At 74.1% G+C, this 14,779-nt stretch carries 17 protein-coding genes; 14 read left to right on the top strand and 3 right to left on the bottom strand.

The genetic code is table 11. The annotated features are described in order from the left end of the window. The first annotated feature begins 386 nt into the window (after nt 1–386). The 8 genes from AC0VX6_RS25435 (at nt 387) to AC0VX6_RS25400 (ending at nt 6,916) form a co-directional block, all read left to right on the top strand. Nucleotides 387–1,046, top strand: a complete 660-nt coding sequence (locus AC0VX6_RS25435) for an HNH endonuclease family protein (RefSeq protein ID WP_274975006.1) — start codon at nt 387–389, stop codon at nt 1,044–1,046. Nucleotides 1,047–1,403: 357 nt separating this feature from the next. Continuing rightward, nucleotides 1,404–2,672 carry a beta-ketoacyl-[acyl-carrier-protein] synthase family protein gene (locus AC0VX6_RS25430; protein ID WP_475466392.1) on the top strand — a complete coding sequence of 423 codons (1,269 nt, stop codon included), beginning with the start codon at nt 1,404–1,406 and terminating at the stop codon, nt 2,670–2,672. Continuing rightward, entirely contained in the window at nt 2,669–3,880 is a 1,212-nt protein-coding gene (locus AC0VX6_RS25425; protein WP_274975004.1) for a beta-ketoacyl synthase N-terminal-like domain-containing protein, read from the top strand. Before AC0VX6_RS25430 ends, AC0VX6_RS25425 begins: the two co-directional genes overlap by 4 nt. 136 nt (nt 3,881–4,016) lie before the next feature. Continuing rightward, complete coding sequence (locus tag AC0VX6_RS25420; protein WP_274975003.1) at nt 4,017–4,277, top strand: acyl carrier protein; 261 nt, start codon at nt 4,017–4,019, stop codon at nt 4,275–4,277. A 4-nt stretch (nt 4,278–4,281) separates the two neighbouring features. Next, entirely contained in the window at nt 4,282–4,755 is a 474-nt protein-coding gene (locus tag AC0VX6_RS25415) for an SRPBCC family protein (RefSeq protein ID WP_274975002.1), read from the top strand. A 220-nt stretch (nt 4,756–4,975) separates the two neighbouring features. After that, complete coding sequence (locus tag AC0VX6_RS25410; protein WP_475466389.1) at nt 4,976–5,575, top strand: DUF6153 family protein; 600 nt, start codon at nt 4,976–4,978, stop codon at nt 5,573–5,575. Nucleotides 5,576–5,692: 117 nt separating this feature from the next. After that, the gene (locus AC0VX6_RS25405) at nt 5,693–6,361 is read left to right on the top strand and encodes a DUF305 domain-containing protein (RefSeq protein ID WP_274975000.1); all 669 of its coding nucleotides are present in this window, start codon (nt 5,693–5,695) and stop codon (nt 6,359–6,361) included. A 150-nt stretch (nt 6,362–6,511) separates the two neighbouring features. Further along, entirely contained in the window at nt 6,512–6,916 is a 405-nt protein-coding gene (locus tag AC0VX6_RS25400) for a four-helix bundle copper-binding protein (RefSeq protein WP_274974999.1), read from the top strand. Between the two features lie 130 nt (nt 6,917–7,046). Here AC0VX6_RS25400 and AC0VX6_RS25395 read toward each other — a convergent pair whose 3' ends face one another. After that, nucleotides 7,047–7,913 (bottom strand): LLM class F420-dependent oxidoreductase, encoded by an 867-nt coding sequence (locus tag AC0VX6_RS25395; RefSeq protein WP_475466387.1) that lies wholly within the window; start codon nt 7,911–7,913, stop codon nt 7,047–7,049. A 317-nt stretch (nt 7,914–8,230) separates the two neighbouring features. On the opposite strand from AC0VX6_RS25395, the gene AC0VX6_RS25390 reads away from it, so the two are divergent. The 4 genes from AC0VX6_RS25390 (at nt 8,231) to AC0VX6_RS25375 (ending at nt 9,996) form a co-directional block, all read left to right on the top strand. After that, the gene (locus AC0VX6_RS25390) at nt 8,231–8,434 is read left to right on the top strand and encodes a hypothetical protein (RefSeq protein ID WP_248772258.1); all 204 of its coding nucleotides are present in this window, start codon (nt 8,231–8,233) and stop codon (nt 8,432–8,434) included. 115 nt (nt 8,435–8,549) lie between these two features. Beyond that, nucleotides 8,550–8,732 carry a hypothetical protein gene (locus AC0VX6_RS25385; RefSeq protein ID WP_274974996.1) on the top strand — a complete coding sequence of 61 codons (183 nt, stop codon included), beginning with the start codon at nt 8,550–8,552 and terminating at the stop codon, nt 8,730–8,732. Next, entirely contained in the window at nt 8,729–9,301 is a 573-nt protein-coding gene (locus tag AC0VX6_RS25380; protein ID WP_475466384.1) for a GNAT family N-acetyltransferase, read from the top strand. Before AC0VX6_RS25385 ends, AC0VX6_RS25380 begins: the two co-directional genes overlap by 4 nt. A 203-nt stretch (nt 9,302–9,504) precedes the next feature. Continuing rightward, nucleotides 9,505–9,996, top strand: coding sequence for an FBP domain-containing protein (locus AC0VX6_RS25375; protein ID WP_274974994.1), 492 nt, complete (start codon nt 9,505–9,507; stop codon nt 9,994–9,996). A gap of 304 nt (nt 9,997–10,300) precedes the next feature. On the opposite strand, the gene AC0VX6_RS25370 is transcribed toward AC0VX6_RS25375, so the two are convergent. Then, nucleotides 10,301–10,495, bottom strand: a complete 195-nt coding sequence (locus AC0VX6_RS25370) for a DUF1918 domain-containing protein (protein ID WP_013155254.1) — start codon at nt 10,493–10,495, stop codon at nt 10,301–10,303. A 190-nt stretch (nt 10,496–10,685) separates the two neighbouring features. Here AC0VX6_RS25370 and AC0VX6_RS25365 point away from each other — a divergent pair, with 190 nt between their 5' ends. Further along, nucleotides 10,686–11,957 (top strand): ATP-binding cassette domain-containing protein, encoded by a 1,272-nt coding sequence (locus AC0VX6_RS25365; RefSeq protein ID WP_475466382.1) that lies wholly within the window; start codon nt 10,686–10,688, stop codon nt 11,955–11,957. Between the two features lie 74 nt (nt 11,958–12,031). Then, the gene (locus AC0VX6_RS25360; protein ID WP_475466380.1) at nt 12,032–12,979 is read left to right on the top strand and encodes an ABC transporter permease; all 948 of its coding nucleotides are present in this window, start codon (nt 12,032–12,034) and stop codon (nt 12,977–12,979) included. A gap of 127 nt (nt 12,980–13,106) precedes the next feature. Here AC0VX6_RS25360 and AC0VX6_RS25355 read toward each other — a convergent pair whose 3' ends face one another. Next, nucleotides 13,107–14,438, bottom strand: coding sequence for an alpha/beta hydrolase family protein (locus AC0VX6_RS25355; RefSeq protein WP_475466378.1), 1,332 nt, complete (start codon nt 14,436–14,438; stop codon nt 13,107–13,109). Nucleotides 14,439–14,779 lie beyond the last annotated feature (341 nt).

The raw sequence follows: 14,779 nt of genomic DNA, 5'->3' as shown, positions 1-14,779 counted from the left end.
GGACGGGTGCGCGCGGCGGACGGTTTTGCGGGGCCGTGGGGTCCCGGAGCGGATGGGGGCCGTCCCGCCGCCGGTGTGTTGGCAGGGGTGTGCGCGGTGGTCGCCTCCTGTGGGGTGGCGATTCTTTTCAGTGGGCTGGGCCGTTCCGCCGCCGGGTCCCGGTCGGAGCGGGCGGTGATGACCCCCGATCCGGGTTCAGCCGATAGCGCCTGACCAGAAGGCTGTGGACGGCAGAACCGATTCCGGTGCGCCGATGTGCCGGACTCTCCCGTAATGCCCCGGTGTGCTCCACGGTCCGCGGCGGGACGGGGCGCCCGGGGGTTATTCGCGTGCACTCTTCGGAAACGATCAATGACGCTCCGTAGTCAAATTCGAAGGGGGCTCGCGTGCGCGCCACCGTGGGCATCACCGCCGCCGTCCTGTCCGCCGCCGTGCTGGCGCCCGTCACCGCACTGGCGCCCGCCGCCGCGCACGCCGCCGAGGCGGTCCCGCTCGCCGTCGCCGTCGCCGGTCTGCCCGTCACCGACGAGAACCGGCAGGGATACGACCGCTCCCTGTTCCCGCACTGGGCCGACACCGACCGCGACGGTTGCAACACCCGCGCCGAGGTCCTGATCGAGGAGGCCGTCGTCATGCCCGAGGTCGGTGAGCGGTGCCGCCTGAGCGGCGGGCAGTGGGATTCCTACTACGACGGGCGCGCGCACACCGAGGCCCGCGCCCTGGACATCGACCACATGGTGCCCCTGGCCGAGGCCTGGGACTCGGGCGCCTCGGAGTGGACCACCGACCGCCGCCGCGACTACGCCAACGACATGGGCGAACCGGTCGCGCTGGTGGCGGTCACCGCGGCGCAGAACCGCTCCAAGGCCGACAAGGACCCCGCGCAGTGGCTGCCCGCCTCGGCGGAGGCGCACTGCCGCTACGTCACCGAGTGGACCACGGTCAAGGTCCGCTGGGCCCTGACGGTGGACCCGGCCGAGCACGAGGCGCTCGTCGCCCTCGCCGCGGAGTGCCCCGACGCGGTGGTCGAGACCGAGGCGGCCTGACCCGCCCGAGGAGACCTGACCTGCCCGGGGCAGCCCGACCCGCCAGGGGCGTGCGGTCCGTGCGGGGCGGGGGCGGCCCGCACGGGGCCCGGCGGAGCGCGCCCCGGCCGGGGCGCGCCCGGGAGACGGAAGCTGGCTGGCCAGGTGGCGCGTGGGAGCGCGTTCATCTCCGGGAGGCTTGGCTCAGCGTGATACACACGCTACCGAACGTGAAAAGGAAAGCCGCGTTCTCTACATCCCTCAGACCATGTGGAGGAAACACCGCATGACCCTGCCCTGTCACAACCCCGCAGTGGGCGCGCGAGCAGCCCCCGCCCCGGACCCGAGCCGGGCCCGCGACCTCCCCGGGGAGGCGCAGTGAGGCGCGAGGCAGTCGTCACCGGCATCGGCGTGGTGGCACCCGGAGCGATCGGCGCGGCCGCGTTCTGGGAGATGCTCACCGCGGGACGCACGGCCACCCGCCACGTCACCCTGTTCGACGCGTCCGACTTCCGCTCCCGGATCGCCGCCGAGGTCGACTTCGACCCCGCAGCGCACGGACTGGACGAGCGCCAGGCCGAGCGCATGGACAGGTACGTGCAGTTCGCCGCCGTCGCCACCGCCGAGGCGCTGGCCGACAGCGCCCCGTCCCTGTCCGAGGTCTCGCCCTGGCGCGTGGGCGTGAGCATGGGGACGGCGGTCGGCGGCACCACCCGCCTGGAGAGGGACTACGTCGAGATGAGCCGGGGTGGCGCCGACTGGGTCGTCGACCCCGAGGCCGCCTCGCCCCACCTGTACCGGGCGGTGACGCCCAGCGCCCTGTCCGGGGAGATCGCCGAACTGGTCGGCGCGCGCGGACCGGTGCGCACGGTCTCCACCGGCTGCACGTCCGGCCTGGACGCCGTCGGCTACGCGGCCCAGGCCATCGAGGACGACCTCGCCGACGTGGTCGTCGCGGGAGCGGCCGAGTCGCCGATCTCGCCCATCGCCATGGCCTGCTTCGACGCCATCAGGGCGACCTCCGACAGCAACGACGACCCCGCCCGCGCCTCCCGGCCCTTCGACCGCGAGCGCAACGGCTTCGTCATGGGCGAGGGCGCGGCCGTCCTCATCCTGGAGGAGGCCTCCATCGCCCGCCGCCGGGGCGCGCGGATCCGCTGCCGGGTGGCGGGCTTCGCCAACCACGGCAACGCCTTCCACATGACCGGCCTGCGCCGCGAGGGGCAGGAGATGGCGCGGGCCATCACCACCGCCCTGGACCAGGCTCGGCGCCCGGCCACCGACGTGGACTACGTCAACGCCCACGGATCGGGCACCGTGCAGAACGACCGCCACGAGACCGACGCCGTCAAGCGCTCCCTGGGCGAGCACGCGCGGCGGGTGACCATGTCCTCCATCAAGTCGATGGTGGGGCACTCGCTGGGCGCGATCGGCTCCATCGAACTGGCCGCCTGCGTGCTGGCCATGGACACCGGCGTCGTGCCGCCGACGGCCAACCTGAGCACGCCCGACCCCGAGTGCGACCTGGACTACGTGCCGGTGACCGCCCGAGAGCGGCGCACCGACGTCGTGCTCTCCGTGGGCAGCGGCTTCGGCGGCTTCCAGTCCGCGGTCGTCCTGGACCGGGGCAGTGAGGTGCGCGTATGAGCACGGTCATCACCGGACTCGGCACGGTCTCGCCCGCCGGGGTGGGCGTCCCGGAGTACTGGGAGGCGGTCCGGGAGGGGCGCTCGCTCCTCGCGCCGATCCCCGACTTCGACACCGACGGCTTCCACGTGCGCGTGGGCGGGAAGATCCCCGGCTTCGACCCGCACGACCACCTCGACGGCCGCTACGTCGTCCAGACCGACGCCTTCAGCTGGTTCGCGATGGTCGCGGCCGGCGAGGCCCTGCGCGACTCGGGGCTTGACCCCGCAGCCGACCCCTATGCGGTCGGCGTGCTGATCTGCAGCTGCACGGGCGGCGTCGAGTTCGGCCAGCGCGAGATCGAGGCCCTGTGGAGCAAGGGGCCCGACCACGTCGGCCCCTACCAGTCCATCGCCTGGTTCTACGCGGCGAGCACCGGACAGATCTCCATCAGCAACGGCCTCAAGGGCATGTGCGGGGTGCTGGTCACCGACGAGCCGGGCATGCTCGACGCCCTGGGCCAGAGCGAACGGGCCCTGCGGCGCGGGACCTCCGCGATGCTGGTCGGCGGCAGCGAGGCCCCGATCGGCTCTCCGTTCGCGCTGGCCTGCCACGCGGGCGCCCAGGTGCTCAGCCGAGGCGACGACCCCCGCACGGCCTACCTGCCCTTCACCGAGGGGGCGGCCGGACACGTCCCGGCCGAGGGCGCGGCCGTCGCCGTGGTGGAGGACGGGGCCGCCGCGCGGGCGCGCGGCGCCAGGATCCGGGCCGAGGTCGCGGGGCACGCGAGCACCTTCGGCGGGGTCGGATCGTTCGACCCGGGCGGAGCCGGACTCCTGCACGCGGCTCGGGAGGCGATGCGCCGGGCCGCCGTCGCCCCCGAGGACGTGGACGTGGTCTTCGCCGACGCGGTGGGCACGCCCAAGGCCGACGCCGACGAGGCCGCCGTGCTGCGCGAGCTGTTCCCCGGCGGGGTGGCCGTCACCGCGCCCAAGACCGGCTTCGGACGCGCCTACGCCGGGGCGGGCGCACTGGACGTGGCCGCCGCCGTCCTGAGCCTGGAACACCAGGTCGTGCCGCCCACACCCAATGTCCCCGACGCGCCCAGCGGCCTGGACCTGGTCGTGCGGGTGCCGCGCGCCGCGCGCCTGCGCACCGCGCTGGTCCTGTCGCGCGGCCTGGGCGGCGGCAACTCCGCAGTCGTCCTGACCCGCCCCGATCCGGCCTGACCCGATCCGGCCTGACCCGAACCGGCCCGACCCTGGCCGGACCGACGAACAGACCCGCACCCGGCACGCGGACCGACACACGACGCGGCACGCGCGCCGGGACCCGAACCGACACACGAGATTTCCGAGGAGACCCATGTCCGACAGACACATCGAGATGGAGGAGCTGGTGGAACTCATGTCCGCCTGCGCCGGTGTCCGGACCGACGCCGCCACCGCCTCCACCAGCACCTTCGACGAACTGGGGATCGACTCCCTGGGCGTCATGGGCATCGTCGCCGAGATCGAGCGCCGTGTCGGCCGCAAGCTCGGGGCGGACGCCGAGGCGGCGCCCTCCCCGGACTCCCTGGCCACCCTCGTCAACGGGGGCGTCGCCGCCCCCGCGAAAGGAATGTGATCCCGTGCCCGGCAGCATCGAGCACAGCGTCGTCATCGACGCGCCCTACGACTTCGTCTGGGACCTGACCAACGACGTCGCCTCCTGGCCCCAGATCTTCACCTGGCACTCCTCGGTGGAGGTCCTGGAGCAGGACGGCGACACCACGCGCTTCCGCGTCACCAAGAACCCCGACAAGCAGGGGCGCGTGTGGAGCTGGGTGTCCGAGCGCACCGTGGACCGCGAGGCGGGGGAGGCGTGGTCCCACCGCGTCCAGACCGAGGGCTTCGAGTACGTGCGGATCCACTGGAACTACGAGCAGGTGCCGGAGGGCGTGCGGCTGACCTGGAGCTACCAGTTCGCCATGAGGCCCGACGCGCCCTTCGACGACGAGCAGATGACCGTCAAGTACAACCAGAACGTCCCAACCGAGATGGAGCACATCAAGAAGAACGTCGAGGCGGCGGCGCGGGCGCAGATGGAGGAGGTTACCACCTGAGCGGCGCCCGCTGACCGGCGCCCGCCGGGACCGCGGCCGTCCCCGTGCTCCGCGCGGGGGCGGCCGCGGTCGCCTTTACCCGATAGGGGTAGGAGGTAAGCCGGGGGCGGTCGGGGGCCTTTGAAGGGCGGTCCTACCCTGGTGGAGACGGTCCGGACGGGATTCCGGGCACCGGACGGAACCCGCCGTGCGCGGTGGAGGACGAGGGGAGGAGGCGCTGGTGACGAGCACGCACGCCCGTGTTCCGCCGCTCCTTCCGCGTGGCGCGGCACCCACGGTGGGAGCCGTGGGCAGGGCCGCGCGCGGGCGCTCCGCGCACCCCGGCCTGGCCTGGGTGCGGATGCTGCTCCTGGTGTCCGTGCTGCTCGGTGTGGCGGGAATGCACACCCTGGGGCACGCGTCCACGCACACGGAGCACACCTCTCCCGTCTCCACCGCCTCGGTCGTCGCGCACGCCGACCCCGTTCCGGAGGCGCAGGCCGCCCCTGCGGCCCACGCCGCGTCCGCGGCCGGTGCGCACGCCGTTTTTGTTCCGGAGGCGCAGGCCGCCGCGGGCGGGTACCCCGTCCCGAACACGCATGACGCCGCGGGCGGGTACTCCGACCCGGACGCGCACGCCGCCTCCCCCGTCACCGACCCGACGACGATGTGCCTGGCGGTGGCCGCCCTGGTGGCCGCCCTCGTCGGGCTGGCCGCCGTGGTCTTCCTCCCCTGGCCGGGGCCGCTGCCGAGGCCGCCGTCCTCGCCGCTCCGGCGGGCGTTGCGCGTCGCGCCGCCCGGACCCCCGTGTCTGGCGAAGTTGCAGGTGCTGAGGGTGTAGATGCCCCTCCCGGGTGGTGCGGCGGCCCCACGCGCCCCGACACCCGGTCCCGAGCCCTGTTCACCTCGCCGTGGCGCGCCGCGCCATGCGCGAAGAAGCCATGAAGAAGGACCGAAGATGACCACGCAGTTCCGTACCCGCGCGTTCCTGGCGGCTCCGGCGGCACTGGCCGCCGCCCTGTTCCTCGCCTCCTGCGACGGCGGGGAGGCCTCCGATCCCGCGCCCGGGTCCGCCGAGCAGCCGACGGCCGAGCAGTCGGCGGCCGAGTTCAACGACGCCGACGTCATGTTCGCCCGGATGATGATCCCCCACCACGAGCAGGCCGTGGAGATGTCCCGGCTCGCCGAGGACCGGGCGGGTGAGGAGGTCGCGGCCCTCGCGGCCGAGATCGAGGCCGCCCAGGGGCCCGAGATCGAACAGCTCCGGGGGATGCTGGACGCCTGGGGGGTCGAGCCCGAGGGCGACGGGGAGCACCACGGCATGTCCGGGATGATGACCGAGGAGCAGATGGCGGAGCTGGAGCGGGCCGAGGGGGAGGCCTTCGACACGCTGTTCCTGGAGCTGATGATCGCCCACCACCGGGGCGCGGTCCAGATGGCCGAGGACCAGCTGGAGAACGGCGTCGACCCCGAGGCCGGTGAACTGGCCCGGGAGGTCGTCGACGCCCAGGAGGCCGAGATCGAGGAGATGGAGTCGATGCTCGGCCGAGGCGGCGGCTCCGGGGAGGACGGCGCCGGACAGGACGGTTCCGGACAGGGCACCGAGGGGGACCACGGCGGTCACTGACCCGGCCCGACCTGCGGCGGGCGCCGGGACCACCCGGCGCCCGCACCGGCCCTTCCCGGGGTTTGCCCCGCCACCCGCCGGTTAGGAGGAGTGCGGACCAGGGCCGGGGGCGCCCGCCCCCGGCGCCGCACGACGCCGAGGGGGAACGCCATGAGCGTGGCGAGCCGGATGCTGGAGACCTATCCCAAGGACCTGGGCGGGGTGGACCGCGAGAGGCTGCGGGCCTGCATCGAGGCGTGCTTCGAGTGCGCCCAAGCCTGCACCGCCTGCGCGGACGCCTGTCTGAGCGAGGACGGGGTCGCCGACCTCGTCAAGTGCGTCCGCACCGACCTGGACTGCGCCGACCAGTGCGAGACCACCGGCCGGGTGCTCTCGCGTCACACCGGTTACGACGCCAACCTGACCCGCGCGGTCCTGGAGGCCTGCGCGCAGGCCTGCAAGACGTGCGCCGACGAGTGCGAGGGGCACGCCTCCATGCACGACCACTGCCGCGTGTGCGCCGAGGCGTGCCGCCGGTGCGAGCGGGCGTGCCGCGAGCTGATCGACACGCTCTGAACCGTGCCTGAAAGGCGGTTCCGGCCCGTCCGGGCGGCGGGCCGGGCCACTCGTGGGGGCGCGCGTCGCGGCCTACGGGGCCCGGCGCGTGGCACGCGGATTCGCGGCACGGGCGCCGGAACCGCCCGGTTCAGGCGCCCGCGACCTCCGGCAGGACGGAGCCGAACAGCTCGACCACGCGGCGGGGGTCGGAGAATCCCTGGCCGTACACGTAGGCGACCGAGAACCCGGTCGCGGCCAGCTCCAGCAGCTGACGGACCAGCGCGTCCCGCGTGGTGTCGGGGGTGACGGAGAAGGTCGTGGTCCTCTCGATCCGGTCGTAGTCGCGGCCCAGGTCCTCGCAGTGCCGCCGGAGCACGTCCAGCTTGTGCGCCGCGTCGGGACCGCCGAAGATGTTGCACGCGTCCGCGTACTGGGCGACCAGGCGCAGCGTCTTGCGCTCCCCGCCGCCGCCGATCATCAGGTACGGGTGCGGTGCGGAGATGTTCTGCGGAGAGTTGAGGGTGCGCTCCAGCGTGTGGTGCCTGCCCCGGTAGGGTCCCTCGTCCCCGCCCCACATCTGGAGGCAGATCTGGACCGTCTCCTCCAGGCGCTCGAACCGCTCCGCCGTGGACGGGAACGGGATACCCAGGCCGTGCGCCTCGTCGGCGTACCAGGCGGCCCCGATGCCCAGCCCGGCGCGCCCGCCGGACAGCGTGTCCAGGGTGCTGATCTGCTTGGCCAGCACACCCGGTTCGCGGTACACGGCCCCCGTGACCAGGGTGTGCAGGAGGACCCGCTCGGTGTGCGCGGCCAGGAAGCCCAGAGCGGTGTACGCCTCCAGCATGGCGTTCTCCTGCGGGCCGATGTCCCCGCCCATCTGCCAGAAGTGGTCCATCACCGTGAGCCGTGAGATGCCCGCGGCCTCGGCGGCGCGGGCGGTGTCGGCGAGCGCGGGGCCGATGGCGGGCGTTCCGCCGTCCCAGGTGAAGTCGGCGACGTGCAGACCGAGTTCCATGTGTCCTCCTCGACGCGTGCCCGGAGGGTCCCGGACGGGGCCCAGTCTGCTGCCTGTGCACCGTGCGTGCCAGGGCGCGACACGGCCCGAGACCGGGCTCTCCCGGGAACGGCGCCCGGTCGGCGCCGAGCGCAGTGCCTGATGCGGGCGGGCGGTCTGCTGCTGGTGGCCGTCGGCACGGCGTTCCTCCAGATGGGCGGGCGGGAGGAGGGGGAGCGGGCCGCCGCGGGACCGACCCCCGGGCCCGGGGAGTGACCGGGTACGGCGCGCCCTAGGATGGCCCGCATGCCTCCTCTTCAGAACCCCGGAACACTCCGGTGAAGGTCTCCTCGGTCGTCTCCTTCGTCGCCTTCGTGGCCGTGTTCGTCCTCTCGCGCCAGGCCTCGCGCCGCTTCCTGGCCGAGACGGTCGAGCTCTCCGGCTTCGTGCTCGAAGCCGCCTCGTTCGCGGCCTCGCTGGCCTTGGCCGGGCTGGCCTCCGGCGCGGTCCTGTACACGGCGCGCCTCTTCCAGCGGGACTGACGCCCGATCGGTTCCGGGAGGGGACATCACGCGCCGAGTGCCCGCGGATAACGGGAAAGTCCCAGTACACGGCGGTGGCGGCCGTACGGGAGGGTCGGAACCTAGACTTTCCCACGTGGCAGCGGAGAGGGCGCACGGGGGAGTGCGCGGTGCGGCGGACGGCACCCGCGACGTGCACCGGGACGCACGCGGCGCGGCCGGGAACGCGCGCGGTGCGAACGGGGCCCTCCTCCACACGCCCGGAGACCGAAACCCCGCCGCCCCGTCCGACGCCCGCAACCGGCGGGAGCACCCGTGACCGGCCCCGACCGCGGACACCGCCGCGGCGACGCACCGGGGACCCCGGCCGGGTGGCAGGGCCCGCCCGGTGTCCGCCTCACCCGGAGGCTGCGCCTTGACCCCATCGGCCCCGAGCACGCCCGCGAGCTGTGGCGGCTGCACCGGGACCCCGGCGTCGCCCGCTGGTACGGCGGCAGGTGGACGCGGGGAGAGGCCTGGGAGAGCGCCCTGCACATGGAACGCGCCTGGGAGACCGACGGCGTCCACAAGTGGATCGCGCACGACCGGTGGACCGGCGAGCTGGTGGGGCGCGGCGGCCTGTCCCGCGCCGTGGTGGACTCCCTGTGGTGCCTGGAGGTCGGCTGGGCGATCCGCGAGTGCTTCTGGGGGCTCGGCTACGCCAGCGAGATCGGCCGCGCGGGGCTGGAGTTCGCCTTCCACGACCTCGGCGCGGACGAGGTGGTCTCCTTCACCGAGGTGCACAACCTCCGTTCCCGCGCGGTCATGGAACGGCTCGGGTTCGGCTACGCGCGCGAGATCCGCCACGGGGGAGAGCCCTTCGCGCTCTACCTGATCAGACGCCCCTGAGACCGCGCGGACGCCGGGCGCGGGGCGGCCGATCCGCGCCGGGAGCGGTCGGTCAGGGTGGAACGGGTCACACGGGGCACGGCGCGGTCGGGGCGGAGCGTGCCGGACGCCCGGTGGTGCGGGGATTTCGGCCCGCGCGGAGACGGTACGCCGCGCCGTAAAAACGTTGCCCGGGCCCGACCTGCGGCGTTAGCGTCCCTCCCATGAGAGCTTTGACTGAGCGGGACATCCGGACGTCGTTCGTGAACTGCTCGAAGGGGGAGGCACAGCGGCTCTCACTGCCGCGCGACCTGGACCGGCGCCCGTGGGAGGACCTGGACTTCCTCGGCTGGCGCGACCACACCGCGCACGAACGCGCCTACCTGGTCACCGAGCGCGGCGACCGGCTCGTGGGCGTGGCCTTCCGCCTGTCCAACGTCCGTGCCGGGCTGCGCCGGAGCATGTGCTCGGTGTGCCTGACCACCCACCCCGGGCGGGGCGTGGCCCTGCTGGCCGCGCCCAAGGCGAGGAGCGCCGGTAAGGACGGCAGCACGGTGGGCCTGTACATGTGCACCGACTTCGCCTGCTCGCTGTACATCCGCGGGAAGAAGGAGCCGGAGCAGGGAGGGCGCTTCGAGGAGTCCCTTACCGTGGACGAGCAGATCGCCCGCGCCTCGGCCAACCTGGGCGGCTTCCTGGACCGGCTGTCGGCCTGATCCGCGGGCGGGCCCCGGACACCACGGCGGCGGGCGTCACGCCCGCCGCCGTCCCGTGTGTCCGACGTGGCGCGGGCCGCCGCCGGGTGCGCTGCCGGGGGCCTGAGCGTCTCCGCTGTCCCGGCGGCCCCGACCGCCCCGTACGTTCCGGCCGCTTCCGGGCTTGGACAGGCGGGCCGTCCCGCCCGGCCGGACGCCCAGGGCGTTCCGGTGGTCCGGTCGACTCCTCCGGCTCCCCGCAGCCCGGCGGGCCTCCCCGCGGCCCGTCCGTTCCGGGTGCCCCGACCGCCCCTTCCGGCGCCGCTCAGTCCACCGGGTGCCGGGGCTCCACCACCGTCTCCGGCCCGGGATAGACGAGCCGCTCCTCCCCGTCCGGGAACCGCACCACGTACGGCGGCCCGTCGTCGGCGCCGCGTACCTCCACGATCTCCCCGACGTGCTGACCCTCGGTGCTCACGACCCCGTGCGTACGCACGTAGTCGCCGATGGACGCCCGCATGACCTCTCCCCCCGTTCGACCGGTTGGCCGTCACCCACGGGACCTACCCGAAACGCCGGTCCGGCGAAACGGCCCCGCCAGGCGCCGGGTAGGCACAAGTGCGTATCCGGTCCCCGACGAACCACAGATGTGGGCCCGGGGCCCGTCTTCCTAGCGTGGTGCACCACGAGAGCGGAAGAGAGGGGAAACCGTGCTCACGGTGCGCGAACTGACCAAACGCTACGGGGGCAGGACGGCGGTGGACGGACTCACCTTCACCGTCGAACCCGGGCGTGTGACGGGATTCCTGGGGCCCAACGGCGCGGGGAAGTCCACGACCATGCGGATGATGCTGGGCCTGGCCCGGCCCACGTCGGGGGAGGCCCTGGTCAACGGCCGGGAGTACGCGCGGCTGGACCGGCCGACGCGGCAGGTCGGCGCCCTGCTGTCGCCGGACGCCGCCCACCCCGGGCGCAGCGCCCGCGCCCACCTGGCCGCGAAGGCGGCGGGCGGCGGGATTCCGAGGAGCCGGGTGGACGAGGTGCTGGAGGAGGTCGGCCTGACCGGCGTCGCCCGCCAGCGGGTGCACGGGTACTCCCTGGGCATGCGCCAGCGGTTGGGCGTCGCGGACGCGCTGCTGGGGGACCCGGGGGTGCTCCTGTTCGACGAGCCGGTGAACGGGCTCGACCTGGACGGCGTGCGGTGGATGCGCGACCTGACGCGGCGGCTCGCCGACGAGGGGCGCACCGTGTTCGTCTCCAGCCACCTGATGAGCGAGATGGAGATGGTCGCCGACCACCTGGTCGTGGTGGGCCGGGGGCGGCTGATCGCGGACGCGCCGATCTCCGACGTGATCGCGGCCTGGTCGCGCACGCACGTGCTGGTGCGCAGCCCGGACGCCGCGAGGCTGCGGGAGGGGCTGGAGCGGCTGGGGCCGTCGGTGCGGATCGAGGCGGTGGAGGACACCCGGGACGACAGGGGTGTTCGGGGAGTCGGGGAGGCCCGTGATGTCCGTGATGGCGGTGGTGTCCGGGACGGCGGGGAACCCGGACACGGAGGAGATGTCCGGGACAGCGGTCACTCCGGTGCCGAGGGATCAGCACGGGGTGCCGGTGGCGGACGGGGCCGAGACGGCAGCTGGAACCGGGGCGACGGCCGGGACCGGGGTGACGGCCGGGATCGGAGCACCGGCCTGAGGGTGTTCGGGCTCGGTGTGGCGGAGGTCGGCGACCACGCGCACGCCATGGGCGCGCGGGTCCACGGGCTCCGGCTGGAGGAGGCCTCTCTGGAGGAGGCCTACCTGGAACTGACCGGGGACTCCGTCGAGTACGGCGTCCGCTCCAGGCCCGCCGCCTCCGGCCGGAACGCTTCGGGGAACGCGCCGGGGGACACGGGACCCGCCGCCGGGGACCCGGCGTCTTCCGGGAGCACCACTGGACCGGCCGGGCCACTGCGTCGCCTGGGACGCGGGAGGTCCCGGTGAACCGGTGGTGGGAGGAAGGGGAGCGGGCCCGGGGCGGAAACCGAAGCGGGCGGGACGACAGGGGTGGGGAGAACATGACGGGTGTGTCGAGGGTGTTCGGTGCCACGGGTGCGACGGGTGCGACGGGTGCGGCGAGTGCGGCGGGTGTGAAGGAGGGCTCCGGAACCCCCGCGAGCGCCGAGGGAACGCGGCGTGCGGCGGGGAAGGCGGCCGGGGCGGGGGCCGACCGCTCCGGGGGCCGCCCCCGGACGGACCTGTTCCGGGAGGTCGCCGCCGAGTGGATCAGGCAGTCGTCCCTGCGCTCCACGTGGTGGGCGTTCGGCGCCGCGCTGGCGGGCATGGCCGTGTTCGCCGCGATCATGGGCTACACCGAGTGGACCCGGATCATGGAGAACCCGGACGAGGCGGACGGCGCCGCGTTCATGCGGCTCACCTCGCAGGGGCACTTCTACCTGGTGCAGATCGCCGTGCTGGTGATGGCCGCGCTGACCGCGACCGGGGAGTTCGGCAACCGCAGCGTCACCAGCACGCTGCTGTGGCGACCCGCCCGGGGGACCGTGCTGGTCGCGCGCACGCTGGTGTCCGCCGCACTCGCCTTCGCGGCGGGCGTGCTCGCCACGGTGACGGCGGTCGCGGTGCTGAGCGTGTTCGTCGGCCGGTACGCCTCCGCCGACGTCGCCGGGACCCTGGCGACGTCGCTGAACGCGGGCGTGTGCATGGCGCTGTTCGCGGTGCTGTTCGTCGGGATCGGCACGGCGACGCGGAGCATGCTTGGCACGTTCATCATGGGGTTCCTGCTGCTCATGGGGCTGCCGATGGTCATGCAGCTCTCCCAGGTGCAGATGATCAGCGACTTCGCGGCGCTGATGCCGGGAACGGCCGGGATCGAGTTCTACGCGGGCGGTGACGTGGGCTTCTACACGGCCCCGCACGACGGGCCGGTGAACATCGCCGCGGTCGTGGGCTGGGCCCTGGCCGCGCAGATCGTGGCCCACACCGAGCTGCGCGTGCGCGACGTGTAAAGGACCGGAGGAGCCTGACGGGGCCCTACCGGTGGCCGGAGGCCCGGGACGCGCAAGGCGCGTTCCGGGCCTCCGCGGTGCCGGGTGCGGGCGCCTGACCCGAGCCCTCCCGGTGCCCGCCCGGGGACTAGTCCTCGCCGACGAACTCCATCGCGGGCAGGTCCGGCGACGGGCCGTCCAGGATCGGGTCCCGCCCACCGCGCAGGTGGGAGTCGAAGAAGGCCGTGACGTAGGCGCGCTGCGCCCGGACGGACTCCTCGGGGTCGACGGTGCCGATCGCCCCCTCCACCAGGTCGGGCCAGGCGCGGCTGCCCGGCTGGAGGGCCTCGTCGACGCCGGGCAGGACCCACTGGTGGTCGGTGTAGCTGAAGTGCTCACCCTCGGCCATGTACAGCTCCAGGACGTCCACCGAGGAGGCGTCCACGAAGGTCCGGAACCCGGCGCTGTACCCGCTGTGGTGCGGTTCGAGCCCGATCCCGGCCCTTCCCGCGGTCAGGAGCGCGAAGGGGCGGTCGGCGCCCCGCAGGTTGGTTTCCGACCACACCTCGTCGCCGACGTGGTAGCCGATGGTGCCGTCCAGGTCCAGCCCCGCGTCGACGCGGTCGTCCTCCAGCATCACCTCGGCGGCGGTGAGTCCTCCGGCGGAGTGGCCGAACATGCCCACCGAGTCCAGGTCCAGCGCCCCGCCCAGGCCCTCGGGGGGCTCCTGGCCGCCCGCGTCGGGGTTGTCGCCCTCCGCGAGCGCGGTCAGCCCGTCCAGGACCAGGCGGGTGTCCGCGCGCCGGACCGCGACGGCCTCATTGAGGGCCTCGGTGCTGAAGGAGGGGGCGCTCGTGCGCAGTACCCGGCCGTCGGGCATGTCCACGGCGAGCGTCTCGTAGGGGTGGTCCATGGCGGCCACCACGTACCCGTGGGAGGCGAGTTCCTCCAGGTGCAGGGCGTTGAGGAACCGGGACTGCTCCATCCCCGGGGAGTAGAGGACCACGGGGAACGGGCCGGTGTCGGCGGCCGGGACGCCCTGGAGGGCGTTGACCCGGAAGGCGTCGAAGTCGACGCTGTCGCGGTGGAGCCCTCCCTGCTCCAGTTCGCTCCTGAGCACCCCGGAGACGGAGGGCGTGACGTAGGGCGCGGGCTCGCCGGTGCCCGTGCCGTCCCCGGCAGAGGTGCCGCCCTCCCCGCCTGCACCGGTGCCTTCTCCGGCCGGGTACCAGACGCTGACCATGACGTCCCGTTCGGTGGCCTCCTCCACCCAGGGGTGGCCGCGGTCGGGGTCGACCAGGTGCAGCTCGGTCCGGCCGACGGCGTGCGGGCCGGTGGGTTCGGGCGGGGTGAGGACCACGCTCCCGGAGCCGGTGGCCGCGTTGAGGGCGGTGGGGATCGAGAACGCCGCGGCGAGGACGAGGGCGGCCGACCCGTAGGCGGTCGCGCGCCTGGCGCGGACGGAGTGGGTGGTGTTCATGCCAGCCATGCTCGGGGCCGGGGCGCCCGGCGCACATCGCCTGGACGGCAGCGGCCGGGTAGGCACAAAGGGGTAGGGCGGGCGGTGGGAGCGGCGCGTGGGGGCGTGGGGAACGGGGTGAGGGCATGCCGACGGAGAGAGCCCTGGGGACCCCCCGATTCCATCGAACCGCAGTGGCCACCCTCAACGCCAGCCCCGGTTCCCGCCTGTGGACAACCCGCGAACCCGCGCGCCCATGGATGCGCGCCCCGGGTCGGCCTGCGCCCGCGGACGGCTTCCACCGGTGGGCCCCTCGCCCAGTGCGCCGGGACCGCGCCGGGACCGGACCGGGACTGGACCAC

The organism is Nocardiopsis sp. iso_25 (assembly GCF_056173305.1).
This window is presented reverse-complemented; position numbering and strand designations above follow the sequence as displayed.

Bases quoted from the DNA above. Each gene is read 5' to 3' on its own strand.
- AC0VX6_RS25405 (WP_274975000.1), top strand. From the start codon at position 5,693: ATGACCACGCAGTTCCGTACCCGCGCGTTCCTGGCGGCTCCGGCGGCA.
- AC0VX6_RS25400 (WP_274974999.1), top strand. From the start codon at position 6,512: ATGAGCGTGGCGAGCCGGATGCTGGAGACCTATCCCAAGGACCTGGGC.
- AC0VX6_RS25375 (WP_274974994.1), top strand. From the start codon at position 9,505: ATGAGAGCTTTGACTGAGCGGGACATCCGGACGTCGTTCGTGAACTGC.
- AC0VX6_RS25360 (WP_475466380.1), top strand. From the start codon at position 12,032: ATGACGGGTGTGTCGAGGGTGTTCGGTGCCACGGGTGCGACGGGTGCG.
- AC0VX6_RS25425 (WP_274975004.1), top strand. From the start codon at position 2,669: ATGAGCACGGTCATCACCGGACTCGGCACGGTCTCGCCCGCCGGGGTG.
- AC0VX6_RS25355 (WP_475466378.1), bottom strand. From the start codon at position 14,438: ATGAACACCACCCACTCCGTCCGCGCCAGGCGCGCGACCGCCTACGGG.
- AC0VX6_RS25420 (WP_274975003.1), top strand. From the start codon at position 4,017: ATGTCCGACAGACACATCGAGATGGAGGAGCTGGTGGAACTCATGTCC.
- AC0VX6_RS25395 (WP_475466387.1), bottom strand. From the start codon at position 7,913: ATGGAACTCGGTCTGCACGTCGCCGACTTCACCTGGGACGGCGGAACG.
- AC0VX6_RS25370 (WP_013155254.1), bottom strand. From the start codon at position 10,495: ATGCGGGCGTCCATCGGCGACTACGTGCGTACGCACGGGGTCGTGAGC.